Source organism: Actinoplanes sp. CA-252034 (genome assembly GCF_050956125.1).
Classification (GTDB): Bacteria; Actinomycetota; Actinomycetes; order Mycobacteriales; family Micromonosporaceae; genus Actinoplanes.
This window is the reverse complement of record NZ_CP191846.1, coordinates 1450082-1475254: the sequence shown is the minus strand read 5'-3', so window position 1 is coordinate 1475254 and position 25173 is coordinate 1450082. Positions and strand designations below refer to the sequence as shown.

General features: G+C 71.2%; 19 protein-coding genes. 10 read left to right on the top strand and 9 right to left on the bottom strand.

Annotated elements, in window-relative coordinates:
• The first annotated feature begins 44 nt into the window (after positions 1-44).
• From ACQPZW_RS06945 to ACQPZW_RS06935, 3 genes are read left to right on the top strand one after another with little or no spacing between them, the layout of a single operon-like run.
• On the top strand, positions 45-1721 hold the full coding sequence (locus ACQPZW_RS06945) for a purine-cytosine permease family protein (RefSeq protein ID WP_433793998.1): 1677 nt from the start codon (positions 45-47) through the stop codon (positions 1719-1721).
• Entirely contained in the window at positions 1721-2395 is a 675-nt protein-coding gene (locus ACQPZW_RS06940) for a TetR/AcrR family transcriptional regulator (protein ID WP_433797457.1), read from the top strand. The genes ACQPZW_RS06945 and ACQPZW_RS06940 overlap by 1 nt, the downstream gene beginning before the upstream one ends.
• The gene (locus tag ACQPZW_RS06935; protein ID WP_433793997.1) at positions 2392-2970 is read left to right on the top strand and encodes a TetR/AcrR family transcriptional regulator; all 579 of its coding nucleotides are present in this window, start codon (positions 2392-2394) and stop codon (positions 2968-2970) included. Before ACQPZW_RS06940 ends, ACQPZW_RS06935 begins: the two co-directional genes overlap by 4 nt.
• A gap of 42 nt (positions 2971-3012) precedes the next feature.
• Here ACQPZW_RS06935 and ACQPZW_RS06930 read toward each other — a convergent pair whose 3' ends face one another.
• The 3 genes from ACQPZW_RS06930 to ACQPZW_RS06920 form a co-directional block, all read right to left on the bottom strand.
• Positions 3013-3720: a hypothetical protein gene (locus ACQPZW_RS06930; RefSeq protein ID WP_433793996.1), complete on the bottom strand. Its 708-nt coding sequence runs from the start codon at positions 3718-3720 to the stop codon at positions 3013-3015.
• 117 nt (positions 3721-3837) lie between these two features.
• Positions 3838-4701: an SGNH/GDSL hydrolase family protein gene (locus tag ACQPZW_RS06925; RefSeq protein WP_433793995.1), complete on the bottom strand. Its 864-nt coding sequence runs from the start codon at positions 4699-4701 to the stop codon at positions 3838-3840.
• A 38-nt stretch (positions 4702-4739) separates the two neighbouring features.
• Positions 4740-5783, bottom strand: coding sequence for a sugar ABC transporter substrate-binding protein (locus tag ACQPZW_RS06920; RefSeq protein WP_433793994.1), 1044 nt, complete (start codon positions 5781-5783; stop codon positions 4740-4742).
• Positions 5784-5919: 136 nt separating this feature from the next.
• Between ACQPZW_RS06920 and ACQPZW_RS06915 the strand changes: the two genes are divergently transcribed.
• The 3 genes from ACQPZW_RS06915 to ACQPZW_RS06905 all read left to right on the top strand — a co-directional run bounded on the left by ACQPZW_RS06915 (position 5920) and on the right by ACQPZW_RS06905 (position 10427).
• A complete protein-coding gene (locus ACQPZW_RS06915; RefSeq protein WP_433793993.1) occupies positions 5920-7860 on the top strand; it encodes a putative bifunctional diguanylate cyclase/phosphodiesterase in 1941 nt (646 codons plus the stop codon).
• Between the two features lie 810 nt (positions 7861-8670).
• Positions 8671-9195, top strand: a complete 525-nt coding sequence (locus ACQPZW_RS06910; RefSeq protein WP_433793992.1) for a SigE family RNA polymerase sigma factor — start codon at positions 8671-8673, stop codon at positions 9193-9195.
• Positions 9192-10427, top strand: coding sequence for a hypothetical protein (locus ACQPZW_RS06905; RefSeq protein ID WP_433793991.1), 1236 nt, complete (start codon positions 9192-9194; stop codon positions 10425-10427). Before ACQPZW_RS06910 ends, ACQPZW_RS06905 begins: the two co-directional genes overlap by 4 nt.
• A 55-nt stretch (positions 10428-10482) precedes the next feature.
• Here the strand turns inward: ACQPZW_RS06905 and ACQPZW_RS06900 are convergent, their stop codons facing one another.
• Positions 10483-11943: a cellulase family glycosylhydrolase gene (locus ACQPZW_RS06900; protein WP_433793990.1), complete on the bottom strand. Its 1461-nt coding sequence runs from the start codon at positions 11941-11943 to the stop codon at positions 10483-10485.
• A 289-nt stretch (positions 11944-12232) separates the two neighbouring features.
• Between ACQPZW_RS06900 and ACQPZW_RS06895 the strand changes: the two genes are divergently transcribed.
• A complete protein-coding gene (locus tag ACQPZW_RS06895) occupies positions 12233-13021 on the top strand; it encodes a metallophosphoesterase family protein (RefSeq protein ID WP_433793989.1) in 789 nt (262 codons plus the stop codon).
• A gap of 36 nt (positions 13022-13057) precedes the next feature.
• On the opposite strand, the gene ACQPZW_RS06890 is transcribed toward ACQPZW_RS06895, so the two are convergent.
• From ACQPZW_RS06890 to ACQPZW_RS06875, 4 genes are read right to left on the bottom strand one after another with little or no spacing between them, the layout of a single operon-like run.
• A complete protein-coding gene (locus tag ACQPZW_RS06890) occupies positions 13058-13750 on the bottom strand; it encodes an endonuclease/exonuclease/phosphatase family protein (RefSeq protein ID WP_433793988.1) in 693 nt (230 codons plus the stop codon).
• A gap of 40 nt (positions 13751-13790) precedes the next feature.
• On the bottom strand, positions 13791-15782 hold the full coding sequence (locus tag ACQPZW_RS06885) for a prolyl oligopeptidase family serine peptidase (RefSeq protein WP_433793987.1): 1992 nt from the start codon (positions 15780-15782) through the stop codon (positions 13791-13793).
• 15 nt (positions 15783-15797) lie between these two features.
• Positions 15798-17087, bottom strand: a complete 1290-nt coding sequence (locus ACQPZW_RS06880; RefSeq protein WP_433793986.1) for an SPFH domain-containing protein — start codon at positions 17085-17087, stop codon at positions 15798-15800.
• Positions 17084-18667 carry an SPFH domain-containing protein gene (locus ACQPZW_RS06875; RefSeq protein ID WP_433793985.1) on the bottom strand — a complete coding sequence of 528 codons (1584 nt, stop codon included), beginning with the start codon at positions 18665-18667 and terminating at the stop codon, positions 17084-17086. Before ACQPZW_RS06875 ends, ACQPZW_RS06880 begins: the two co-directional genes overlap by 4 nt.
• 159 nt (positions 18668-18826) lie before the next feature.
• Between ACQPZW_RS06875 and ACQPZW_RS06870 the strand changes: the two genes are divergently transcribed.
• The 3 genes from ACQPZW_RS06870 to ACQPZW_RS06860 are packed head-to-tail and all read left to right on the top strand — an operon-like array spanning position 18827 to position 22542.
• The gene (locus ACQPZW_RS06870; RefSeq protein WP_433793984.1) at positions 18827-20557 is read left to right on the top strand and encodes a VOC family protein; all 1731 of its coding nucleotides are present in this window, start codon (positions 18827-18829) and stop codon (positions 20555-20557) included.
• Complete coding sequence (locus ACQPZW_RS06865; protein ID WP_433793983.1) at positions 20554-21477, top strand: nucleoside hydrolase; 924 nt, start codon at positions 20554-20556, stop codon at positions 21475-21477. Before ACQPZW_RS06870 ends, ACQPZW_RS06865 begins: the two co-directional genes overlap by 4 nt.
• A gap of 9 nt (positions 21478-21486) precedes the next feature.
• Entirely contained in the window at positions 21487-22542 is a 1056-nt protein-coding gene (locus ACQPZW_RS06860) for a DUF2293 domain-containing protein (protein ID WP_433793982.1), read from the top strand.
• 103 nt (positions 22543-22645) lie between these two features.
• Here ACQPZW_RS06860 and ACQPZW_RS06855 read toward each other — a convergent pair whose 3' ends face one another.
• Positions 22646-25132 carry a putative bifunctional diguanylate cyclase/phosphodiesterase gene (locus ACQPZW_RS06855; protein WP_433793981.1) on the bottom strand — a complete coding sequence of 829 codons (2487 nt, stop codon included), beginning with the start codon at positions 25130-25132 and terminating at the stop codon, positions 22646-22648.
• Between the last annotated feature and the right edge of the window lie 41 nt (positions 25133-25173).

Sequence of the window (25173 nt, the reverse complement as noted above, 5' to 3'; positions counted from 1 at the left end):
ACAGCGACGATGCCCCCACGCAAGGTGCCTTAGGGGATGCCACTGTGTCGACGGACAACGCGCGCGCGGCCGCAGAGGACAGCCTGGAGGACTACGCCTTCCGCTATGTGCCGCGCACCTTCCGGCGCTGGAGCGCGGCCTCCGTCGGCGCGACCGCCCTCGGGTCCATCGCGTTCCTCGCCGACTTCTCGATCGGTGCGAGCATCGGCATCGACCACGGCACCGCCAACGCTGTGCTCGGCATCGTGTTCGCGTCGGTCATCATCGTCATCGTGGGCGTGCCCGTCGCCTACTACGCCGCCCGCTACAACCTCGACCTCGACCTCATCGCCCGCGGGTCGGGATTCGGCTACTACGGCTCGATCATCACCACCATCATCTTCGCCGGCTTCACCTGTATCTTCTTCGCTCTGGAGGGCGCCATCATGGCGCAGGGGCTGCAGGTGGCGACGGGGATGCCGCTGTGGCTCGGCTATCTCATCTCGACCGTCGTGGTGATCCCGATCGTCATCTACGGCATGCGTGCGCTGGAGCGCCTGCAGTTCTGGACCACGCCCCTGTGGCTCGCCCTCGCCCTGCTGCCGCTGCTGTGGATCGTCGTCTCCGACCCCGAGGCGGTGAGCGCCTTCACGTCGTTCACCGGCGACTCCGACGGCTCGATCACCTTCGGCGCCGTCGTCTCGAGTGCGGCGGTGTGCTTCGCCCTCACCCCGCAGCTGGCGGAGCAGATCGACTACATCCGGGCCATGCCGCCGCGTACGCCGTCGAACGCCCGCTCGTGGTGGACGTCGTTCGCGTTCGCCGGCCCGGGGTGGGTCGTCTTCAGCGGCACCAAGCAGGTGATCGGGGTGTTTCTCGCCGTCTATCTCCTGGTACGGGTCGGACCCGATCTCGGGCACCAGGCGGCCGAACCGGTCAAGCAGTTCGTCGTGATGTACCAGACCCTCCTCCCCGACTGGCTAGCGATCGTGCTCGCCCTGGTGCTCATCGTGGTCGCGCAGGTGAAGATCAACGTGACGAACGCGTACTCGGGCTCGCTCGCGTGGTCGAACGTCTTCACCCGGGTGGCGAAGCACTACCCGGGTCGCACGATCTTCGTGCTGTTCAACCTCGTGATCGCCTACGTGCTCATGATGATGGACGTCTTCACCCTCATCTCCTTCGTGTTGAGCCTCTACGCGAACGTCGTCATGGCCTGGCTCGTGACGATCGCCACCGATATCGCGATCAACAAGTGGGTGCTGCGCATCTCGCCGCGCTTCCCCGAGTTCCGCCGCGGCATGCTGCACGACTGGAACCCGGTCGGGCTCGTGTCGGTGGCGCTCGCCTCGGTGCTGTCACTGCTCGCGTTCGCCGGGGTGTTCGGCGCCGCCGTCAAGCCGTTCTCGGTGCTCATCGCGATCGGCGTCGCGGTCGTGGCCACGCCGGTCATGGCCCTCGCCACGCGTGGGCGCTACTACCTGCGGCGCCGCTCCGACGGCATCGACTCCCCACGGTTCGACGAGCACGGCAACCCCTCGGGTGAACGGCTCCGCTGCCATGTCACCGGGTACACGTTCGAGCGGCCGGATATGCTGGCCTCGGCCGAGAGAGGACCGCACGGCGAAGTGCAGTACGTCTCGTCGCTGGCGCTCACGCTCGACGATTCCGATCACTACGTGCTCCCGCCGGAAGTCACCGGGCCACCGCGCCGGGCGGCCGCCCGAAAGAGGGGGACGTGATGGAGGAGCCGGTCGACACCGCGACCGCGATTCTCGCGAGTGCCGCGGTGCTGCTGCGCGAGCGCACGTTCGACGACATCTCCTACCGTGTCCTCGCCGATGAGGTCGGCATCTCGGAGCGCACGATCTACCGCCAGTACCCCACGCGGGCGCACCTGCTCGCCGCACTCTCGAACTGGATCGAGCAGACCCGCTTCCCGCTGCCGCCGTTCGTGACCGTGTCCGATTTCCGCGCCGCCGTGCACGAGCGCTTCCGCGCCTTCGACGCGTCGCCCGCGTACGCGTACGTCGGCGCGCGCGCGTCCGCGATCTCGCCGACACTCGACACCGAGCCGGCCTACATCACGCGTGCGATCGAGGCGATGCTCGACGTGGCGGCGCCGACGCTCAACCGACGGGACCGGCGGCGGGTCGCGGCATCCCTGCGCTACTTCTCGTCGGCGATGTTCTGGGCTCGACTGCGTACGGGCTTCGACCTGGACGCCGGCGAGATCTGCGACGCGTTCGACCACGCCGTGGACACCGTGCTCGCGAGACTGCCCGACGCGACGTGGGCGGAGCCGCTCGCGAGACTGCCCGACTCGACGCGGGCGGAGCCGCTCGCGAGACTGCCGGACCCGGCAAGGGCGGAGCAGCTCGCGAGACTGCCCGACCCGGCAAGGGCGGAGCCGTGACCGGGCCGGTCCCGGTCCCGGCGCTGAGTGGCACGCAAGTGGCGATCCTCGCCGCCTACACCGAGCTGATCGAGGAGCTCGGCAGCGACGACGTGTCGTACCGGGTCATCGCGCGCCGGGCCGGCATCGCCGAGCGCACGGTGTTCCGCAATTACCCCACGCGCGTCGACCTGCTGCTGGCGACCGCGGCCTGGATCGAGGCGACGCTGTTCGCCCGCGAGGAGTCACACTCCATCTTCGACATCCCCCTCGCGATCCGGGAGGCGATGCAGCGGTACGACGCGCGGCCGGAGCTCGCACACGTCGTCGCCGAGACCGCCATGCGCGGCGTGAACGGCGCGGCGCCGTCGCCGGGCCGGGCGCAGCTCGAGCGGCTGTTGGACGCCGAGGTGCCCACCCTCGACGCGGCGCAGCGCAGGGCGGTCATCGCGGCGCTGTCACACCTCGACTCCGTCGGGACCTGGGTGACGTTCCGCCGGGAGTTCGGTATGGACCGGCGTGACATCGCCGACGCCGCCGCGTGGGCGGCGGAGGCCGTACTCGACGGCCTCCGCGACCGCGTCACCCCCGCCTAGCTCCTGTTCGGCAAGGGTTGGGGCCGGTCACCGGCCCCTCCGTCACACCTGGTTGGACGGTTCGCTCGAGAGCAGCTTCTCCATCTTGGCGTCGATCTCGGCGAGCGCCTGCTCGGCGCGGGCGTGCTCACCCGGCACGTGGGCCAGGATCGAGCCGGCCTCGGCCACGTACGGCACGGTGCCCGGCTCGAAGTTGATGTTCCACTTCGTCTTCCAGACCCGCTCGGCGGCGCTGGTCGCGGCCCTGTCGATCTGGGCGGCCAGCCACTTCTTGTCGGCTTCGGTGAGTGCCACGGGGATGTCCTCCAGATGCCAGGAAGCGGTCGAGGCTTCGAGCTTCGTCTCGTATGAGGCGGAGAAGTGGGCGTGCTCGGTGTGCGGGCTGTCCCCGCTGTACGAGCGCTGCCTCCACCCGTTCGACGCCTCCCAGATACGCCGGTTGTAGATCACGTAGCGCAGCCGTCGCTCGGCGCCACTGCGGCAGCGGGCGACCACGTGCTGCACCACCTTCTCCATGGTCAGGTCGGATTCGCGCAGGTCGGTGTCGAGGTCGATGGCGTGGACCTCGTGTTTGGAGTCGGCGTCCCGGATCGGGACCCGGCCGACCTCGTCGTCGTTGTGGTCGGAGACGCGGTTCTGGTGGGCCGTGTCGCCGATGGTGCCGTCGCTGGACCTGTCCCGGTTGGGCGCGATCCGATTCAGCTCGGTGCGCAACCGGCCCAGGCACGGCACGAGAACCCAGGTGGCCATCGGGCTCCTCTCAGCGTCCGCAGGGCGGTTCTGTCGCCTGTATATCTCCGGGAGGTACGGGCAGAAATCACCCGAAGACGCGAAAGCCAATGCCAAATTGCCGGTTTGTGACGACGGTCACCACGTGAAACGACCGGGATAGACCACTTCGGCCAACTCCTTCTGCCCCTCCGCGTTCGGGTGGAAGTAGTCGAACTGGTTCAGCTGGCCGATCTCGAAGCGGACCCGGTGCGCCGCCCCGCCGTCCCATCGACAGCGGTCCCCGTACTCCCGGCAGGCCTGTCGCAGTTGGGTGTTGTAGTCGTCGATCCGGTCCCGGACGCTCTCCCGCCGTCTCTGATCGGCGTCGGCCGTGGAGGCCGGGTCGGCGAGCATCGACGGGCAGATCCGCCCCCGGCTCCAGATCTCGACGGCCTTGTCGTTCTCCCGGCCCACCTGCCAGAGGCGGTAGAGGTCGGGGATGCTCACCACCAGCACGCGCGCCTTCGGCAGGCCCTTACGCAGCCGCGCCAGACCCTCGTCGACCTCCTTGCGGAAGGTGTCGGCCGGTGTCATGTCCTGCACGCGGCCGGCGCACGCGTCGTTGGCTCCGATCAGAACCGTCACATACTGCGGTTTCAGCTGGACGGCTCGCCGCGCCTGCTCGTCCAGCGCGTCCGCTTCAGCGCCCGGAGTGGCCAGATTGTCGGCATTGCGCTTGATCGCGTCGTTCTTGTCGAGGATGCGCTGATAGTGGCTCTGGATGGCCTCGTTGTCGCCGGTCGACCAGGAGTTGCGGGTGCAGGCGACATAGGCGAGACAGGCACCGAGGCCCGCGGTGATCGAGTCGCCGAGTGCCACCATCGAGGCCGGATAGCCGGTCGCGGGCCTGGTGGGCTCCGGCTTGCCGGAGGAGCCCGGGGTGGCCCGGCCCGTGCCCTCACAGGCCAGCGCGAAGACGGCGAGCAGAGCCAGAGCGGGGACGTGCCATCGACGCATCACCCCTCAACCATGCCTCACCGGGTGCGGCGGCCGGCGGGTCAGCTCACCTCGGAGAGCGGGCGCAGATAGGCGGGATCGGTCAGGACCTTGTCGACCTCGGCGGCGAGGGCCTTGGCCCGGGTCGCGACGGTCGCCTGCCGGGCCAGGATCTCGTCGACGTTCAACCGGTCGACGGCGATGCCGGGCACGTACAGCCAGCCCTTGGGCAGCGCCTTGCCGGCCTTGGCGTGCTCGGCCTGGAGCCGGCCGGCGACGGCGCCCTTCACGTAATGCTCGGGTGACACCAGGATCAGGTCACCCGCCTTGACCGCGGCCAGCGATTTGGGGTCAATGTCGAAGGCGCCGGCCACCCAGGAGGCGATGTCCCGGCGGCGGATCTCGGCGAGGTTCCAGCCGTCGGCGTCACTGGTGCCGATGAAGGCGAGCGCGCTCGGGTTGACCTTGACCAGGGTCTCCCACGCCTCCATGTTCGCCTCCACCTCCTGTTTCGTGTCGAACGGCCCGAACACGGTGACGGTGGGGAGTCGCTCCTTGAACTCGTCGCGGATGCCCATGGCCCGGCGGTCGAGCACCGAGACGCCGGGTGAGGAGGTGCCGAGGACGACCTTGCCGGTGGCGTTCGACGGGAGCTGGGTGATCACCTTCCGGGCGAGCAGCCGGCCGAGCTCGTAGCTGTCGTTGCCGATGAACAACTCGACGCCGGCCGACGGCAGAGCCGGGCTGTCCACCGCGACCACCGGCACGCCTTCGCTGATCGCGGTGGCGATCGGCTCGGCGAACAGGTCCGGGTTGAGGGTGAAGACCGAGATGCCGTCCGGGGCGGTCTTGCGCATCTCCTGGAAGAGGGCCAGCTGCCGGGGGCCGTCGATGATGTTCGGTCCGTCCACCTGCAGGCTGACGCCCTTGACCTGGTTCACTCCCGCGATGAAGCCCAGCGACATCTCCTGGGAGTAGTTGAGCTGCTTGTTGGCCACCACGAACCCGACCGTCGGCGTACGGCCCCCGTTGTCGTCCTGCTTCGTGCACGACACCGAGCCGAGAAGCAGCAGGACCAGCGCAGAGCGAAAGATCCGATATTTCATAGCTCTTCCATGTTCGCGCCTTCCTCAAGTCAGTATGAGGGATCTCCTTTAACCGGGCGTCGGTTCAGCCGATCGATAGCACCGCGAGCGGCTCCTCCCAGTGAGCCGCATCGGGATGTTCTGTGGAGGTATCGGGGTGCTCGGGAAGGTTGTCCGTAGCAAGGCCGTGGCGCGTGCCGCCGTGATCGGCCTCGCGGTCGGTGTCTTCGCGCTGGCCGCTCTTGCCGCGATCAGCATCACCACCAACGCCAGAACCACGAGCCACGTCCGGCACGTCTCGCAGATCAGCGACCACTGGGCCGAGCTCGATGTGAACATCAGCGTGGAGACCGAGGCGCTCAACAGCTACGTCGTGAACAAGAAGTTCGGCCGGGATCTGCTGGACAGCGCGCTGCACTCAGCGAGTCAGGGCCTGGCATGGCAGGCACGCAACGGCGACGAGCTGGACGTGCAGAACGCGGCGCTGGCCACGGACGCCTACGGCGCGTTCACCCAGACCCTGATCGACGTACGCCGTGCCACCAGCGATCCGGAGTACTCGCAGGTGCTGGCCGACCAGGCCGCCCTCGGCTCCTCGATGCTGCGTAAGACGGCCAACGCCAACGTCACCCGGCACCGGCTCGCGATGGACGCCTACCTGGCCGAGGCCGACCAGTTCAACCAGAAGCTCAGCCTCGCCGCGACCGTCGTCTGCAGCACCGACTTCCTCCTACTCGTGCTCTGCGCGTCGATCCTGCTGACCCACCAGCGCCGGATCGAGGGCCAGGCCGTGGAGAGCCGCTACCGTGCGCTGCACGACGAGCTGACCGGCCTGGCCAACCGGGCGCTGCTGGCCGACGAGATCGACGCCGCGCTGTGGGAGGCCGAGCAGGAACACGAGTCGGTGGGCCTGCTGCTGCTCGACCTCAACAAGTTCAAGGAGGTCAACGACACCCTCGGTCACCACGCCGGTGACCTCCTGCTCAAGGAGGTGGCCGACCGGCTCACCGCCGCGGTGCGGACCTCCGACACCGTCGCCCGTCTCGGTGGCGACGAGTTCGCCGTGCTGATGCCGGAGATCCACTCCCCCGAGCACTGCTCGGAGATTGCCCGCCGGCTGCTGGAGTCCCTGGAGGGACCGGCCGAGCTGGAGGGCGTGACCGTCGACATCAGCGGCAGCATCGGAGCGGCCGTCTACCCGTTGCACAGCTCGTCCGGCACGGAGCTGCTGCAGCACGCCGACATCGCGATGTACACGGCCAAGCGCAACCGGCTCGGCGTCGCCGTCTACGACCCGTCGGCCGACAACCACAGCTCCCAGCAGCTGAGCCTGATCGGCGAGCTGCGCCGGGCCATCGACGAGGACGAGCTGGTACTGCACTACCAGCCGAAGGTGTCGACGAGCACCTGGCGGGTCGTCGGTGTGGAGGCGCTGATCCGCTGGGAGCACCCGGTCCGCGGGCTGCTCCAGCCGGGCGAGTTCATCCCGCAGGCCGAGGAGAACGAGATCATCGTGCCGCTCACCGACCGGGTGCTGACCATGGCCCTCAACCAGCACCGGATCTGGCGCGCCCAGGACACGCCACTCCCGGTGGCGGTCAACGTGCCGACGGTCTGCCTGCTCGACGAGACGTTCCCGGACCGGGTCGCCAAGGCTCTCGCCGCCTCCGGCGTCGCGCCCGGCGCCCTCACCCTGGAGATCACCGAGACCTCCATCATCAACGACCCGGTACGCGCCTCGAAGATCCTGACCGAGCTGCGCGCGATGGGCGTCCGGCTGTCGGTGGACGACTTCGGCACCGGCTACTCGTCGATGTCGTACCTGCAGAGCATGCCGCTCAACGAGCTGAAGATCGACCGCAGCTTCATCCGGACGCTGTCCGACTCGCACGGCGGCACCGCCATCGTCCGTGCCGTGCTGGAGCTGGCCCGCGCCCTCGACCTCGAGGTGGTGGCCGAGGGCGTCGAGGACGAGGAGACGCTGATCCTGCTGGGCAACATGGGATGCACGTACGCGCAGGGCTACTACGTCAGCCGCCCGGTCCGCGCGTCGGACCTGATGGCCTGGCTCGGCCGCCCGGCCCTGGAGTCCGTGTAACGCCGCAGACCTCTAGGGAGCTTCCGAGGTCAGGGTCTGTGCCAGGTCACCGCCGCCCCGGCCGGCCTACCTGCCGGGTTCGGGTGTTCTCGCCGCCGTCTACGGTCGGTGACCGAGCCCGGGTTCCCCTACCGGGTGCACCGGACGGCTCCGGCGATGGGCCTTGTGCCAACCCGAACCGCTGCTCGGGTACGACTGCGGCGCGACACCAGCGTCGGCGAGCCGGCCCACGCGTGTCAGTAGTCCGTACCAGCGTCGACGACCCGGCCCACGCGTGCCAGCAGTCCGTACCAGCATCGGCGACCCGGCCCACGCGTGTCGGTAGTCCGTGTAGTCGATCTTCTCCGTGGTCGCCGGCGGTGATGGGCGCACACGTAACGGTTGCGTGTGCGCTGGTCGTCGCCCTGGCGTTGGTGAAAGCCCACGATCGGGGTTGCGTGTGCGCTGGTGGTCGTGGGGGCGTGGCTGGGGTCGCACGATCGGCGTACGTGTGCGCCTGTCCTCGTGCTCGTCCTCGGCGAAGGTCTCGGCGAAGGCAGGGAACGTCCTGGTGACGAGTCCCCCGGGCAAGGGCAGCGGACGTCTCGGCGACCAGTCCGTGAACCGCGGCGTGAACGGGCTTCCGGCCACGTCATGACCTGGCTGAGCTATGGCCAGCCGGCGCCGGCGCAGACCCTGATTCCGAAAGCTCTCTAGACCGCCACCGGTGATCGTCACCGGGGGCGGTTCCGTTCTCCTGCAGAATCGTCTACAACCGATCCTCGCGAGCCGCCGTCGGAAAGGGAGAGACAGCGACAGGGAGCGGGACCCATGCCGGAACCATCCGACCGTGACTATCTGGCGTACGTGCACGCGCGCGTCGCCGGGTTGCGGCGCACCGCCTTTCTGCTCTGTGGCGACACCCACCAGGCCGACGACTTCGTCCAGGAGACCCTCACGAAGCTGTACGCCCGGTGGCCGCGGATCGGGCGGGTGGACAACGTGGACGCGTACGTGCACACCATGCTGGTCCGGGTCTTCCTCGACGACCGGCGCCGGGGCTGGTGGAGGGTCCGCCTGCTGACCGGCCCGCCGGAGCCGCCGCCGGCCGAGCAGAGCCCGGAGGACCGGCCGGTGGTGCGGGCCGCTCTGGCGAAGCTGCCACCACGGCAGCAGGCGGTGCTGGTGCTGCGCTATCTGTGCGACAAGCCGGTCCGTGAGGTGGCCGAGCTGCTGCGGTGCTCCGAGGGCACGGTGAAGAGCCAGACCGCCCACGGCCTCACCCGGCTGCGTGCCCTCCTCGGTGTCCCCGCCCTCGAACACGCCGTCTCCCCGAGCCACGGTGATCGACGATGAGAGATGAGGACGAGATGACCGACGAGCGCGCCGTCCGGCTGCTGCTCCCTCTGCGGGAGGAGCCGGAGGGCCCGTCGCGGATCGACGTGCGGCGGACCATGGTGGAGGGTCACCGGCGCCGGGCGCTGCGCCGATGGTCCTCGGGCGCGGCGCTGATCGCGCTGACCTCGGTGGCCGCGGGCGGCGGGACGCTGGCGGCCACCGCGCTGCACGAGGAGCCCCCGGCCCCGCGACCCGTTGTCACGGCCACGGCGGCCGCCACGCCGAGCCGGGCCGCCGCGCCGGCCGTGCCGACCGGCTGCACGGTCGTCCGGCTGCCCACCGACGACGCACGGAAGGGTGTGCTCACGGCCGGTGATCCGACCGGGCGCTACCACGCCGGGCGCACCTACGGGCCGGCGAAAAGCCCGATCATCTGGAAGGACGGGAAGATCCTGGCCCGCCCGCGCCTGATCGGCGAGGACCCGGGCATCAGCGACATCAACAGCTCGGGCGTCGCGGTCGGGTCGGCGTTCATCGGCGAGCGGCAACAGGGGTACGTCTACCGCGACGGCCGGGTGACCGAGCTGGACGGGCAGCACACCACGCCACTCGCGATCAACGACGCCGGGGTCGTCGTCGGCGCCATCGGCGAGGTACTGAAGGAGTCCCCGGTCCGGTGGGATTCACCCACCGCGAAGGCGACGAGGCTGCCGATGCCGGCCGGCATGACGTCCGGCCGCGCCGACGGGGTCGACGAGGACGGCACGGTGGTCGGCCGGATCGCCGCCGCCAGCCGCGAGATCGAGAGCGGCTACCTGTGGTTGCCGGACGGCACCGGCCGGGTCATGGAGATGCCCGAGATCGAGGGTGGCCCGGCCGACTACTTCTGGCCCGAGTCGATCAGCGACGGGTGGGTGGCCGGCCGCGCGGTCGACGACCGGGCCGACGGCAGCCGGTATTTCACCGCCCTGCGCTACCGCATCGCCGACGGCGTCTACGAGACCCTGCCGGAGAACGTGTTCCCGAACCTGATCGCCGCGAACGGCCTGATCGCCGGGGGGCCGGCCGCGCGCGACAGGCCGCCGCTCATCACGGCCGGCGCCGAGGTGGTCGAGCTGCCGCGGTACCGGACGGCGAAGGAGTACGAGATCACCACCTTCAGCGCCGACGGGCGGCGGCTCGGCGGCTACACCACCGACTCCGACGGCGGGCAGGTCGGCACCGAGCCGCTGCTCTGGACCTGCCGGTGAAACGCGCCGGGCGGGCGCCGTAGTCACGGCGCCCGCCCGGTTCACTCGATTGGGGTCAGGAGACGGCCACGTCGTCGAACCAGACCGAGCCGGTGTTGTCGCCCGACTTGAGGTGCAGCTGGACGCTGGTGGCCCCGGCCGGGGCGGCGCCTTCGACGACCAGCTTGGTCCAGGAGGAGTTGCCGGCGGGCAGACGGTTCGAGGTGTTCTGGCTGATCCACTTGCCGTTGACGTCGAACCAGCTCAGCGCGATCTCGGTGATGCCGGTGGCGTTGACGCCCCGGGCGAACGCCTCGGCGCGCCAGCGGTAGCCGGCCTGCACGGGGGTGATCGGGGAGGTGACCAGCGACGGCAGGCCGGCCGCAGTCCGGGTGGTGCCGGAGAAGCGGACCGACTTGGCGCCGCTGCGGGCGACGTCGGCGACGATCACCGGGGCACCGGCGTCGGCGTTGGCGATCCGCCACGGCGAGTCGCCGGGAGCCGCCTCGAAACCGAGGTTCAGCAGGCTGTTCGGGACGGCGCCGGTGTTCCACCAGCTGCTCACCACGGTCGCGGCGAACTTCGCGGAGCCGTCGGCGCGGTAGAGGCCGAACTTGTACTGGGCCGGCATCTGCGAGACCTGCGAGTTGGCCGGGATGGCGCCGCTCGCGAAGTCGTTGAGCGTCCACGGCGACACCGAGCGGACCCCGGTCTCGGCGGCGGCCCGGAACACCCGGGCCAGGTAGGCGCCCTGCTCGCCCTCGCTGACCACGGCGCTGCTCACACCGGTCTCGCCGATCACGACCGGTGTCGGGGAGACGGCGGCCTGCGCCTTGCGGATCTCGGCGAGCGCCCGCTCCGAGGAGCCGTAGAAGTGGAAGTCGTAGTAGTCGAGCGGCGTGGCGGTCAGCGACGACTTGATCTGCGCCATGCCGGCCGCGCCGGTGCCGCCGTCGACCGAGAGGGTGAGCGGCATGTTCGGGGCCCAGGCCCGGACCGCCGGGATGACCTGCTTGATCCAGGTCACCGCCGCGGTGTCGCCGGGCTGGAACTCGTTCTTCAGCTCGACGGCGAGCACGCGGCTGTCGTTCACATACGGCCCGAGGACCGACTTGGCCCAGTTGACGCTGTTGCCGACCTCGTTGTAGCCGTTCCACCAGTCGAAGAGGGTGACCTTGACGGTGAGGCCGTGCGCGTCGGCGATGCTGATGAACTTGCGCAGCTTCTCGGCGTACTCCGGCTTGGGGGTGGGCCAGCCGAACGCCTGCGGGAAGACGATCACCCGGACGTTGTCGGCGCCGAGCGCGGCGGCCTTCGCCAGGTCGGCGTCGATCTTGACGGGGTCGAACCCGGTCCACATCGCCGACCAGCCGGCGTCCGACGGGTAGTAGTTGAGCGACTTCGCCGTCTGCACGGCCGCCATCCGGTCCGTCATGGTGGGAGTCTCCCCCTCCGCCAGCGCGGGCACGTCGGAGAGACCGAGGGTCATCAGAACGGTGGAGGCCAGGATGCCGGCGCGAACGCGGAAGCTGCTCATAGGGGGTCGGTGCCTCTCGCAAGGTTGCTATTCGGGGGTGACCTCTCATTCGGCTCCGGCGTCGGATCTCCCAGCTTCCGGCTGATGGCAAAGTGGTTGCAGGAGGGGTGCGCCAGTTGCCGCGCAACCGGTCGGGGCCCGAGTCCAGCATCGACCGGACCGCCGCCGGTCCACCCGCGACGACCCTGGAATTCACCCCGCTGAGGCGCTGCACGGACAGATCGGTTGCAGTGATCCAAAAACCACGATTCGATGGCTGTCGACCTGATGCGCCGACGGGGAGAACGACATGCGCCTGCTGGACGACCTGCCGAAGCGGCTCGCGACGATCCCCTACCGGGCCGCGGGTCCCGGCGGCGTCACCCGGACCCTGCAACTGGCCGTCGAGAGCCTCCGGGTCGACGCGCTCCCGACCGGCTGCACAGCCCTGCTCGCCACCGGCGACCTCCAGGGCATCGCCGTCTCACCGGACGACGGGAAGCCGGTCCTCCTCGGCGTCGCCCTCGCCGGATACCTGCGGTTGTGGGGCGGCAGCGGCCTGCTGCCGGCGCCCGGCGACATCACGGTGCTGCTCACCGGCGACCTCTACTCGGCACCGAACGCCGACCTCCGCGGCGCGTCCGGCGACGTGCACGACGTGTGGGCGGCCTTCGCCGCCGGCTGCCCGGCGGTTCTCGGCATAGCCGGCAACCACGACCTGGTCACCGACGCGGTGAGCGGGCTCGGCCCCGGCGTCACCCTGCTCGACGGCGCCCGGCGCGAGCACGGCGGGCTCATCGTGGGCGGCGTCAGCGGCGTCATCGGAGACCCCCACAAGCCCTTCCGGCGTACGGAGGAAGCGTTCCTGGCCGCGGTGGAGGCGGCCACCTCTCCCCCACCGGACGTGCTGCTCCTGCACGAGGGACCACGCGGCACCGGTCCCGACCAGCCGGGCCGGCCCGCCCTGCGCACCCTGCTGGAGCGCCGTTCGCCGGCGATCACCCTGTGCGGGCACGTCCACTGGAGTCGCCCGGTGGCGCCGCTCGGCAGCGGTCACATCGTCAACGTGGACGCGCGGGCGGTGCTGTTCACCACGTGAGCTCCGCCGTGGCGGTGCTCCTCCCGGCGGTGCTGCTCACCACGTGAGCTCCGCCTCCACGGCGTAATGGTCGGAGAGGTACGCGGGGCGGCCGTCGTCCAGGCGTACCTCCTCCTGGAAGGCCAGCCGGGCCCCGGCGCGCGGCACCGCCCGGACCAGCACGTGGTCGAGCGCCGTCGGCGACGGCCAGTCCGGCGCCGGCCGGTAGGTCGGCCGCGTGTCGCCGGCCAGCACGTCCCGCAGCCCGGCAGCCGCGAGGAAGCCGTTGAGCAGCGACGACGTCCGCGACACGTTCAGGTCGCCGGCGACCACCAGCGGCGTCGCCGGGCCGAACGCCGCCAGCCGCCCGGCCAGATGATCGAATTCGGACCTCAGGACGGCGGTGTAACGGTCGTCCAGTCGCGCTGACAGATGCGTGTTGACCACCACGAGCTCGCCCTCGCCGGTGGCGATCGTCACGATCCGGGCGCCCTTGCGCATCAGGAGCTCCGGGCGCGCCGGCCCGGTCCTGGGGTAGCGCGTGAACTCGTCGGCCACGATCGGCCACCGGGACAGCACCACGAGACCGCCGTCGAGCAGGACCGACCCGGAGTACGCGTGGTGCCGCAGACCCGGGGCCAGCGCCCGGATCAGGCGCGCGTTGCGCCGGTACATCACCTCCTGCAGGCAGACGACGTCGTAGCCGCCCCGCTCCAGCCGTGGGCCGAGCACCCGCAGCCGCGCCCGCACGTCCCCCGGAACAGGGTGTTGAAGGTCAGCAGCCGCACGATCAGCGGGCCAGCCTGCGCCTGAGGAACTCCAGCGCCAGCGCCCGGATCGTGGCGGCCTGATCATTGTCGGCCGCGCCGGCGTGCCCACCCTCCACATTCTCGTGGTAGGCGACGTCGTGGCCCTGCTCCCGCATCAGAGCCGCCATCTTGCGGGCGTGGCCGGGATGCACCCGGTCGTCCCGGGTCGAGGTCATGAAGAGCGCCGGAGGGTACGCCCCATCGGCCCGGACGTTCTGATACGGCGAGTACTCCCGCAGGAACTCCCAGTCCGAGGGCACGTCGGGATCGCCGTACTCCGCGACCCAGGAGACCCCGGCCAGCAACCGGGTGTAGCGGCGCATGTCGAGCAGCGGCACCGAGGCGACCACCGCGCCGAACAGCTCCGGGTAGCGGGTCAGCATCACGCCCATCAGCAGGCCGCCGTTGCTGCCGCCCTTGATGCCGAGCTGCTCCGGCGTGGTGATCCCGCGGGCGACCATGTCGGCGGCGACGGCGGCGAAGTCCTCGTACGCCCGCAGCCGGTTCTCCCGCAGCGCGGCCCGGTGCCAGTCCGGGCCGTACTCGCCGCCGCCCCGGATGTTGGCGACCGCGTACGCGCCGCCCCGGGCCAGCCAGCCCCGGCCGATCACCGCGTCGTAGCCGGGGGTCAGCGCGATCTCGAATCCGCCGTACCCGCTGAGCAGCGCGGGACCCGGTTTCTCCCCGCCGACCACGAAGTAGGGCACCCGCGTCCCGTCGGCGGAGGTGGCGAAGAACTGGCGCACCTCCAGCCCGGCCGGGTCGAAGAAAGCCGGCTGCCGCTTGAGGACCTCGACCGGCTCGCCGACCGTCCCGAGGCTCAGCGTCGTCGGCAGCAGGAAGCCCTCGGACGCGATCAGGTACGAGTCGTCGCGATCCCGATCGGTCTCGACGATCCACGTCTGGGCGTACTCCCCGGTGGCCGGCAGCGTCTCCCGGCTCCACTCCGGCTCGCCCGGGGTGAGGACGTGCGCCTCGGTCCGCACATCGGTCATGGTGACCAGCAGCAGGTGGTTACGGGTCCACGACCAGCCGTTGAGTGACGTGCGCTCGTCCGGCCGGAACAGCACCGTGAACTCGCGCCGGCCGAACCGGGTGGCCAGCAGCGACCCGGCAGGATGGGTGACGCCGCCGACCGTCCACGATGACCGGATCCGGACTAGCAGCCACTCCCGGTACACGTCGCAGTCGGCGTCCTCCGGCACGTCGATGTGCTCCGGCACCCCACCCGGCGCCCGCACCCAGTGCTCCTGGGTGAAGAACGTCGGATGCCGGACGAAGACGTCACGCTCGTGGCCCGGCGTCGAGTCGTGGTGAGCCCGGACGATGATGTCGTCGGCGTGCCCCTCGAAGACGGTCTCCGCCTCGGCCAGCGGGGTGCCGCGCCGCCACCGCTTGATCACCCGTGGGTAGCCCGAGGCCGTCAGCGACCCCGGCCCGAAGTCGGTCCCGACGAAGAGGTGATCGGCGTCGATCCAGTCGACGTCGCTCTTCGCCTCCGGCAGGACGAACCCGTCCGGCACGAACTCCCGGCGGGCCAGGTCGAACTCGCGGACCACCGCCGCGTCCGCGCCACCGCGGGACAGGCTGATCAGGCAGCGATCGTGACCGGGCCGCAGCACGGTCACGTCGCTCCACGTCCAGTTCTCGCCCTCGGCCTCGTTCAGTGCGCCGACGTCGAGCAGCACGTCCCACTCGGGCTCGTCGCGGCGGTACTGCTCGGCGGTGGTCCGCCGCCACAGGCCCCGTGGATGCTCGGCGTCCTGCCAGAACGAGTAGTAGAAGCCGTCACCGCACCAGCTCGGGAACGGGATCCGGTCGCTGCTGTCCAGCACCTCCCGGATCGCGTCCCTCGTCCGCGTGAAATCGTCGTCGGCCAGAGCCGTCATGGTCTCGGCGTTGCGCTCCGCGACCCACCGGGTCGCCTCGGGCTCGTCGAGGGCTTCCAGCCAGAGATACGCATCGTCGATCATCGGTCGACGATGGCATCAAGCCGCGTCGTTGCCAACCCCGTCCGACGGGCGTTCCGCCGACGGCAGGGCGACCGCGCGCGGCAGCATCTGCGCGGCCAGCAACGTGGCCAGCGCCGACGTGTCCGCGCCGCCGTCACCGTCGGTGCGCACCACCAGCGGCTGCGGCGCCTTGCCGGCCAGCTCGGCGCCCACCTCGAGCCGGCGCAGTGCCAGCTCGTACTGCAGGACCGCCCGGTTGTCGCGGTAGGCCTGGGCCAGCCGCTGCTGCGCCTTCGCCTCGTTCTCCGCCGCGATCAGGCCGCTACGGCCCCGCGTCTCGATCTCGAAGCGGACCCGCTGGGCGTTCGTCTCCTGCTCCTCCAGCAGCTGGGCGACCTGCTCACGGGCCTTGTTGAGCGACGCCTTCACCTCGACGATCCGGGCGTCGCGCACCTTCTTGGCCCGCTCGATGTCCATCTGCAACTGGTCGATCCGGCGCTTGCGGGTCAGGCCCCACTCCTGCTCGTAGGCGGTGCTCTCCTTCGCCACCCGCTCCCGGGTGGCCAGGTGCTGCTGGTACTGGGCGGGCAGCTGCACGTCCGGGATGTTGCAGCCGGTGATCCGTACGCCGTACCGGTCCAGCTGCCGGTTCAGCAGATCCTGCATGTCGGCCACGTCGGAGCCGCGCAGGTCGTACGCCCGCTCGGTCTGGACCATGCGGGCCCGCTGCCGGATCGCGTCCTGCACGGCACTGGACAGCACCAGGTCGAAGTTGCCCGCGCCGATCGTCCGGACGAACAGGACGGCGTCGGTGATCCGGAGCTTCAGGAAGAACTCGATCGAGCGCAGCGGCACGTTCTCCCGGGTCGGGCAGGCCATCACCGGTGCCGAGTACGGGATCTCGGTGGCCACGTCGACCACGAACGCGACCCGCGACCACGGATGCCACAGATAGTGCCGGCCCGGGTCCAGGGTGCGGCTGACCGCGCCGTACCGGGTGAGCACGCCGTTGGTGCCCTGCTCGATCTCCACGATCGAGGACCGCCACCACCACAGCGCGCCGACCAGCAGGAAGAACACGCCCGCCAGATAGGCCAGGACAGCGAGTGCACCGCCGTCACCACGGATCGAGAACATCACCCCGGAGAGCAGCGCCAGCATGCCGAGCCAGAGCGGGGCGAGCCAGCCGAGCCGGCGGCGATGCTTTGGGATGACGACCGGGACCAGGGTGCCGGCCTCGCCGCCGCGCAGCAGCCGGGCCACGTCGCTCCACGGGGCGACCACCTCGCTGATCGTGGAACTACGGCCCTTGGTAGCCGTACTCATGCCTGGTCCTCCTGCTCTTCAGCAACGGCGACGGCCGGCACGGCCGGAGCGTCGGCGTCGCGCAACGCGTTGATCTCCTGCTGGCGGTCGGCGATGCGCTGCGCGACCTCGGTGAGCCGGGTCCGCATGGTCGCCATGTCGGCGGCGGTGAACAGCTCGTTGCCCCGCTCGCCGACCATCTCCCGGGCCAGCTGCAGCAGGTCGATGCCGACCGGGCCGTTCGGGTCGGCCGAGCCGCCGATCCGGACCAGGCGCGGCAGGTGCCCGGCCACCTCCTCCAGCCGGTCGAGGACCTCCCGCTGGTAGCGGTACTCCAGGATCTCCGGGGCCTCGGCGACGGTCACCGCACGGATGTCCAGGGCCTGGGCCTCCAGCAGCGCGGCGTTCGCCTTCGCCTCCGACTCGGCCAGGATGTAGCGCTGCCGGGCCGTCGCCTCGGCCCGGTTCGTCTCCCGTTCCAAGGCCGTGTCCATCTGCGCCTGGTACTGCGCGATGTCCGCCTGGATCGCCGACAGCGTCTCCGTCAGACTGGCCAGCTCCTTGATCAGGTCGCCCTCGTCCTGCTCCTTGCGCAGCTGCAACGCGTACTCGTGGGTGTAGGCGTCCTTGGCCACCCGCACCATCTCCGGCGCGGCCAGGTCCATCCGGTACTTGCGGTCGGACGGCTCGGCGTGCGTGATGTTCGCGTTCGTCAGCTCCACCGCCGGGCGGAACTGCTGGTTCAGCTGGTCCAGCAGGCGGCCCGTCTCCTCACCGACCATGTTGTAGATGTCCGCCGCCGACTGCTCGTAGATCAGGCTGCGGATCGTCTCGCTGACCGCGTTGCCCAGTTTCTCCTCGAAACCGCGGACCGCGCCGAGCGTGTAGACGAACTCCACCGGGTCACTGATCCGGAACTGGATGAACAGGTCGATCGACGCCTTCACCCCGCCTTTGGTCGGCGCCTCCCGGACCGGGGCGTTGAACGGGTACTCGCGGGTGGTGTTCAGGATGTACGACACCCGCTTCCACGGGTTGAGCAGGATGATCCGCCCCGGGCCGACCACCTGCTCCAGCTTGCCGAACCGGGTGATCAGCGCGGCACAGCCGTCCGGCACCATCACCATCCCCTGCCGCCACCAGACGAAGCCCACCGCCAGCAGCGACAGCACCCAGTAGTGCACGCCGAAATACGGGTTCGTCAGCACGTCACCGCCGGCCACCCCGATCGCCGCGGCCGCCGCCACCCCGATCACCGGAAGCAGCAGCACCGGGAGCATGGTCACCAGCGAACGGCCCCGCGGGATCACCATCGGGCAGATGACGTGCACCTGCTCGCCGTCCTGCCGGCGCAGCTCGCTGCGGTTGAGCACCTCTCCCGCCTCGTCCAGCGGGACCATCCGCTGCTCCATGACGGTGTCGATGCTGCCCCCGAGATCGCGGGCGGCCGGGAAGTCGACCGGGTCGACCCCCAGATCCAGCTGCCCCGACGCCGCCGCCTTCCCGAGCCGGCGTGCCTCCTCGACCGCCACCGCCCGGGGATCCGCCCCCTCCGCGATCGCATTGGCCGCCTTGCGTAATCCCTGCTGGAGACGCGCCACGGTCCCCCCTATTCGTGAAGCTGTAGAACCAGAGATGCTATCGAGGTCCCTCAAGAGAAGGGGTTGCTGTACGCCACCGCCGTCGACGGTGTCCGCCGGGAGTCTGACGGCCGCGCGGAAACGCCGCCCCGCGGGACGCCGGCCGGGATCATCCGGAGTGTGACGCATGCGGTGATCATCGGGGGCAGTGTCGGCGGGCTGCTGGCGGCGCGGGCGCTCAGCGCAACGTTCGAGCAGGTCACCGTGCTGGAGCGGGACCATCTGCCGGACAGGGCGGTGGCCCGGCGCGGGGTGCCGCAGAGCAGGCAGGCGCATGCGCTGCTGGCCCGCGGCGGCATGCTGCTCGACGAGCTGTTCCCCGGATTCGGGGCGGAGATGCTCGCGGCCGGAGTGCCGGCCGGGGACCTGCACGCCGACTGCCACTGGTATCTCGACGGGCACCCGATGCGCCGGGCGCCGTCGTCGATGCGGGTCCACGGGGTGACCCGGCCGCTGCTGGAGCATCTGGTGCGGCAGCGGGTGCGGGCGCTGCCGAACGTGACGGTCACCGGCACGGCCGAGGTGACCGGGCTGCTGCACGACGGGCGGGTGCGCGGGGTCCGGACCGGGAACGGCCCGATCGAGGCGGACCTGGTGGTCGACGCCGGGGGCCGGGCGACGCGACTGCCGGTCTGGCTGCGGGAGCTGGGGTACGGCGAGGTGCCGGTCACCGCCGTGCGCACCGACGTGGTCTACACGACCCGCCACTACCGGTACGAGCCGGACCGCATCGGATTCGCCGTGATCAACGCGCCGTACCCGGGGATGCCGCGCACCGGCGTAACGATCCGGCAGGAGGGTGATCGGGTGGTGGTGTTCCTCGGCGGGATCCTCGGCGAGGAGCCGCCGGCCGACGACGCCGGTGTCCGGGCGTTCGCCGAGTCCCTGCCCGGGCCGGAGATCAGCGACTTCCTGCGGACCGCCGAGCCACTCGACGACCCGGTCCGGATGCGTTTCCCGGCCAGTGTGCGCCGCCACTACGAGCGGATGCCGCGCCTGCCGGAGGGACTGGTCGCCGTCGGGGACGCGGTGTGCAGCTTCAACCCCATCTACGGTCAGGGGATCACGGTCGCCGCGCTGCAGGCGCTCGCGCTGACCCGGGCGGCCGGCGGGGGCCGCTGGTTCGCCGCCGCCGCCCGGCTGGTGAACGTGCCGTGGTCGATGGCGACCGCCACCGATCTCCGGTTCCCGCAGGTGACCGGCCCGCGCCGGGCCGTGGACCGGCCGCTGAACGCCTATCTGCGGCGTTACCGGGCGGCGGCCGCCCACGATCCGGAGTTGGGCGCCGCGTTCCTGCGGGTGTCCAACATGCTGGCGGGGCCCGGTCACCTGCTCGCGCCGGGCCGTCTGCTGCGGGTGCTGCTCAGTCCGGTGTCGGCCGGGCCGCACAGCCGCGGCGCGTGCGAGGCTGGTGGTGCGCTCCACGACGTCACCCCGCCATCCCAGCCACCGCCGTCCTCTCCAAGGAGTCGTCCGACAGTGCGAGCCGTACAGATCGCCCAGCACGTCGCGGACCTGCCGCGCGCCACCGCCTTCTACACCGATCTCCTGGGCGCGCCGCCGGTCGCGTCGTTCGACCCGCCGGGCCTGGTCTTCTTCGACCTCGACGGGTTGCGGCTGCTGCTGGACCGGGGTGCGCCGTCGGCTCTGCACTACCTGCTGGTCGACGACGTCGCCGCCACCGTCGAGCGCCTGCGTGCCGCCGGAACGGCCGTCGAGAGCGAGCCGCACGTCATCTTCACCCATGCCGACGACCGGCTCGGGCCAGCCGGGACCGAGGAGGTGCACGCCTTCATCCGCGACAGTGAGGGCAACCTGGTCGGGCTGATCGAGCACCGCCCGGTCCGATGATCATCGACTGCGATCCGGGCCACGACGACGCGCTGGCGCTGCTGCTGGCGGTCGGCGACCCGCGGGCCCGGCTGCTGGGTGTCACCACCGTCGCCGGCAACCAGACCCTCGACAAGACCACCCGCAACGCCCTTCGGATCCTCGCCCTGGCCGGCGCGCCCGGCATCCCGGTGGCGGCCGGCTGCGACCGGCCGCTCGTCGGCGACCTCACCGTGGCCGGGGACATCCACGGCGACTCCGGGCTCGACGGGCCGGACCTGGACGGGCCGGTCGCCGAGCCGGTGGGCGTGCACGCGGTCGAGCTGATGCGGCGCCTGATCACCGGCGCCGCCGAGCCGGTCACCGTGGTCGCCACCGGGCCGCTGACCAATGTGGCGCTGCTGCTGCGCCGCCACCCCGAGGTCGTGCCGGGCATCGAGCGGATCGTCTTCATGGGCGGCTCGACCGAGCGGGGCAACACGACGCCGTACGGCGAGTTCAACATCGTCACCGATCCGGAGGCGGCCGACATCGTGCTCCGGTCCGGGGTGCCGGCCACGATGATCGGCCTGAACGTCACCCATCAGGCGCTGGCCACCACCGAGATCATCGACGGCTTCCGCGCGCTGGGCACCCGGCTCGGTGACGTCTGCGCGGAGCTGATGACGTTCTTCGCCGCCACCTATCACCGGGTGTTCGGGTTCGGTCATCCGCCGGTGCACGACCCGATCGCGGTGGCCCGGGTCCTCGACCCGTCGATCGTGGCCACCGTGGCCGCTCCGGTCGCGGTCGAGCTGGCCGGGACGTACACCCGCGGCGCGACCGTCGTGGACCTGCACGGCCGCACCGGCCGTCCGTCCGACGTGGACGTCGCGGTGGGGCTGGACGTGGACGCCTTCTGGCGCCTGCTGATGACCGCCGTGCGCAACCTCGGCCGGTAGCATTCGGCCATGCAGGGCGCCACGAAGCTGGAGCGACGGGTGATCGCCGCCGCGGAGCAGGCTCTGGCCCGGCAGCGTCAGGTGAGCCCGGTCGACGTGCTGACCGCGATGGGCTGGCTGCCGCCCGGCCGGGTCACCGACTGGCGGCAGGGCCGCGCGCCCGACCTCGAGTCCATCGCCGCGGTGTCCCCCGGCCGCCTCACCGACGCGCTCGAGGTGTTCCGCCGCTGGGTCGACGGGCGGGGTCTGCGGCCCAGCGAGATCGACTACGTCGCGGCGGCGCGTGACCGGCGGCCGCTGCGGTTCACCGCCGACGGCGACCCGGAGCGCGAGGCGGCGTACCGGACCCACTGGATGTCCGCCGACCTGACCGACAGCCAGCGGGAACGCATCACCACCCGGCAGAACAGAGCGCCGGACCTCGTCGTCGTGCTGCCGGCCGAGGCCTTCACCTGCGCCCTCTGCGCCGCGACCGACGGCGACCTGCTGATCATGGAGGACGCCGGCCCGGTCTGTCTCGCCTGCGCCGACCTCGACCACCTGGTGTTCCTGCCGTCCGGCGACGCGGCCCTCACCCGCCGCGCCAAGGCGGCCAGCCGGCTGTCCGCCGTCGTCGTCCGGTTCAACCGATCCCGCCGCCGGCACGAGCGCCAGGGCCTGCTCGTCGAGCGGGCCGCCGTCGACCGGGCCGAGGAGCAGTGCCTGTCCGACGAGGAGGCCCGGGCCCGCCGTCGCGACCGTGACCGGGTTCGCCGCGAGGCCGCCGACGAGACGTTCCAGCAGCTGTTGGCCGAGCAGATCACCGCGATGTTCCCCGGCTGCCCGCCGTCACGCGCCGACGAGATCAGCCGCCACACCAGCATCCGGGGCAGCGGCCGGGTCGGCCGCAGCGCCGCCGGCCGGGCTCTCGACCCGGATGCGGTGACCCGCGCCGTGATCGCCTCGATCCGGCACGAGGACACCCCCTACGACGACCTGCTGATGTCCGGTGTCCCTCGGGACGAGGCCCGGGCCCGCATCCGCGCCGGCATCGACGACGTCCTCACCCGTTGGCGGGCCGCCTGACCGGTCGTCTCAGCCGCCCGGCCCCGGCTGCCCCCCGACGGCCGGTGACTGCGGCCGCAGGCGTACGGCGAGCCGTGCGGTGGTCTTCGGCGCCGGGCGATCGTCAGATGCCGGCCCGGCCCGCGGAGGCGTCCCGGGCACGGCTGATCCCACGGGCGCCCTCGGCCGGCGGTGAGCTGCCCCGCTGGAGGGCCAGCAGCCGGGCCACGCCGTCGGCGGTCATCGGCTGGCCCAGGTGGAAGCCCTGGCCGACGGTGTAGCCGAGGTCGAGCAGCGCGGCCACCTGCTCGGAGCTCTCGATGCCCTCGGCCACCGTGTCGAGGCCGAGCGCGTGCGCGAGCTGGATCACCGCGCGGGCCACCGCCTTGCGGGCGTCCGCGGCGGCCGGCTGCCCGTCGTCGATCTCGATGCCGTCGACGAACGACTTGTCCAGCTTGAGGATCGCCGCGGGGAAGGCACGCAGCAGGCTCAACGACGACTCACCGGTGCCGAAGTCGTCGAGGGCGAGGCGGATGCCCATCCGGTCGAGCTCGTACAGTGCCCGGGACACCTGCGGGCCACGCAGCACCGCCGACTCGGTGACCTCGAGGACCAGCCGTTCGCAGGGCAGTCCGGTGTCGGCGAGCGCGGCGGCCACATCGGACACGAAGTCGGGGTCGTGCAGCTGCCGGGCCGACACGTTGAGCCCGGCCTCCTGCAGCCCGTCCGGCCCGAACTCGGCCAGCCACGCGACCGCCTGACGGCACGTCTCGCGCAACACGAAACGGCCCAGCGGCACGATCAGGCCGGTTCGTTCGGCGGCCGGGATGAAATCTGCCGGGCTGACCAGGCCACGAGTCGGATGATGCCACCTGACCAGGGCCTCCACGCCGATCACCCGGTTGCAGTCGAGCCGCACGATCGGCTGGTAGACCACCCGGAACTCGTCGTTGTCCAGGGCCTGCCGCAGCTCGCCGCCGAGTTGCATGTGCGCCAGGACGGGCTCCGCCATACCGTCCACATAGCGTACGAAACCGGCCTTGCCCCGCTGCTTGGCCATGAACACGGCGACGTCGGCGTCTCTCAGCACCGAGTCGACGGTGGCGCCGGGCGAGGCGGCGGCGATACCGATGCTGGCCTGCACCAGCAGCCGGTGCTCGCTGATCGGCTGTGCGAACGCGTCCGTCAGCCGCCGGGCCAGTTCCTCGGGTACGGCGGCCGCCCCGGTCAGGAGCACCGCGAATTCGTCGCCTCCCACCCGTACCACCAGATGATCGTCTCCCGCCTCGGCCCGCAGCAGCCTCGCCACCGAGACCAGAAGCCTGTCGCCGACGCCGTGTCCCAGTAGGTCGTTGACGGTCTTGAAGTCATCCAGGTCGATCAGCAGGACCGTTGTCGGGCCGTTCGCGGCGAGCGCGGCGGTGAGCCGCTCCCGGAACAGCGCCCGGTTGGCCAGCCCGGTCAGGCCGTCGTGGCCGGCGTCGTGCTGGAGGCGCTCCTCCTGGAGCCGCGCGTTGCGCAGCAGCCGGGCGTTCTCCAGGGAGGCGAGATACTGCCGGACCATGACCAGGGCGGTCACCACGACCGCGGCGATCAGCACCACCCGGATCGGCCAGCGCAGCGGCGCGCCGAAGGCCACCGCGACCAAGGGCACATCAATCAAGATCATGACGAGGTACGGCAGGAGCGCACCGTGGCGCGCCGGATCCCGGGGCGGTCGCCGATCGGCGCGGCTCTGCGCCACGACACCGAGCGTGATCAGCACCGGGGCCAGCGGCATCACGACGGCCTGCGCCGGGATGGCCGCGATGTAGCCGAACTGCGCCGCGAGCACCGAGACCAGTGCCGCCGGAACGCCACCGGCGGCCGCGACCAGCCGCATCGCCACCCGGTCGACCGGCCCGCCGTCGACGTAGGACACCTTCGTCGCCGCCCCGACCGCGACCAGCAGACCGAGCCCGACCAGCAGCATCGCCTGCCGGCTCCACGGCTCACGGGCGGACAGCATCGGCGCCAGCCCGGCATACCAGAGCACGGTCGCGCAGCCGAGGAAGGCGATCGTGCGATCCAGGGCGATCCGCCACCGGTCGGCGCCGGAGACCACGACCGGCACCCGCGCCAGCGCCACGAAGGCGATCAGGAACCCGAGGGCCGTGCAGGCCGCGGCCGGCGCCGGCATGCTGCGGGTCCGGGCCTGGTCGGCGTGGGTGAGCATGTCCACGGCCAGCCAGGCATAACCGACGGTGATCAGGACGACGGCCACCAGGACGGACCGCCAGAACCGCCGGGCGATCGGGTCCACCCCGGTCGCCGGGGTCGGGACCTGCTCGGCCTGGTGCCGGGTCACCCCGACCCGATGGCGATGGCCCTCGGCCTGGGGACGAGTGTCCGGTACCGGCCGGCGGGTGTCCTTTCCGGAATTGCTGGTGTCCCTCATCCAGTGCCGGACGGCCGCGGCCGCCGTCGCGCCGCCTATCGGCACGAAGACGTAGGCAACCGCTTCGATACCCGCACCGACGGTCAGGAAGGCCACGCACCAGACGGCTCCGAGCGTGGCGACCGCGGCGGTGGCCCCTACATAGGTCGTCAGCCCCAGCCCGTTCCGCGTCACGGGCCAGACACTAGCGGTCCCGATGTGGGGCGGATCTCCTC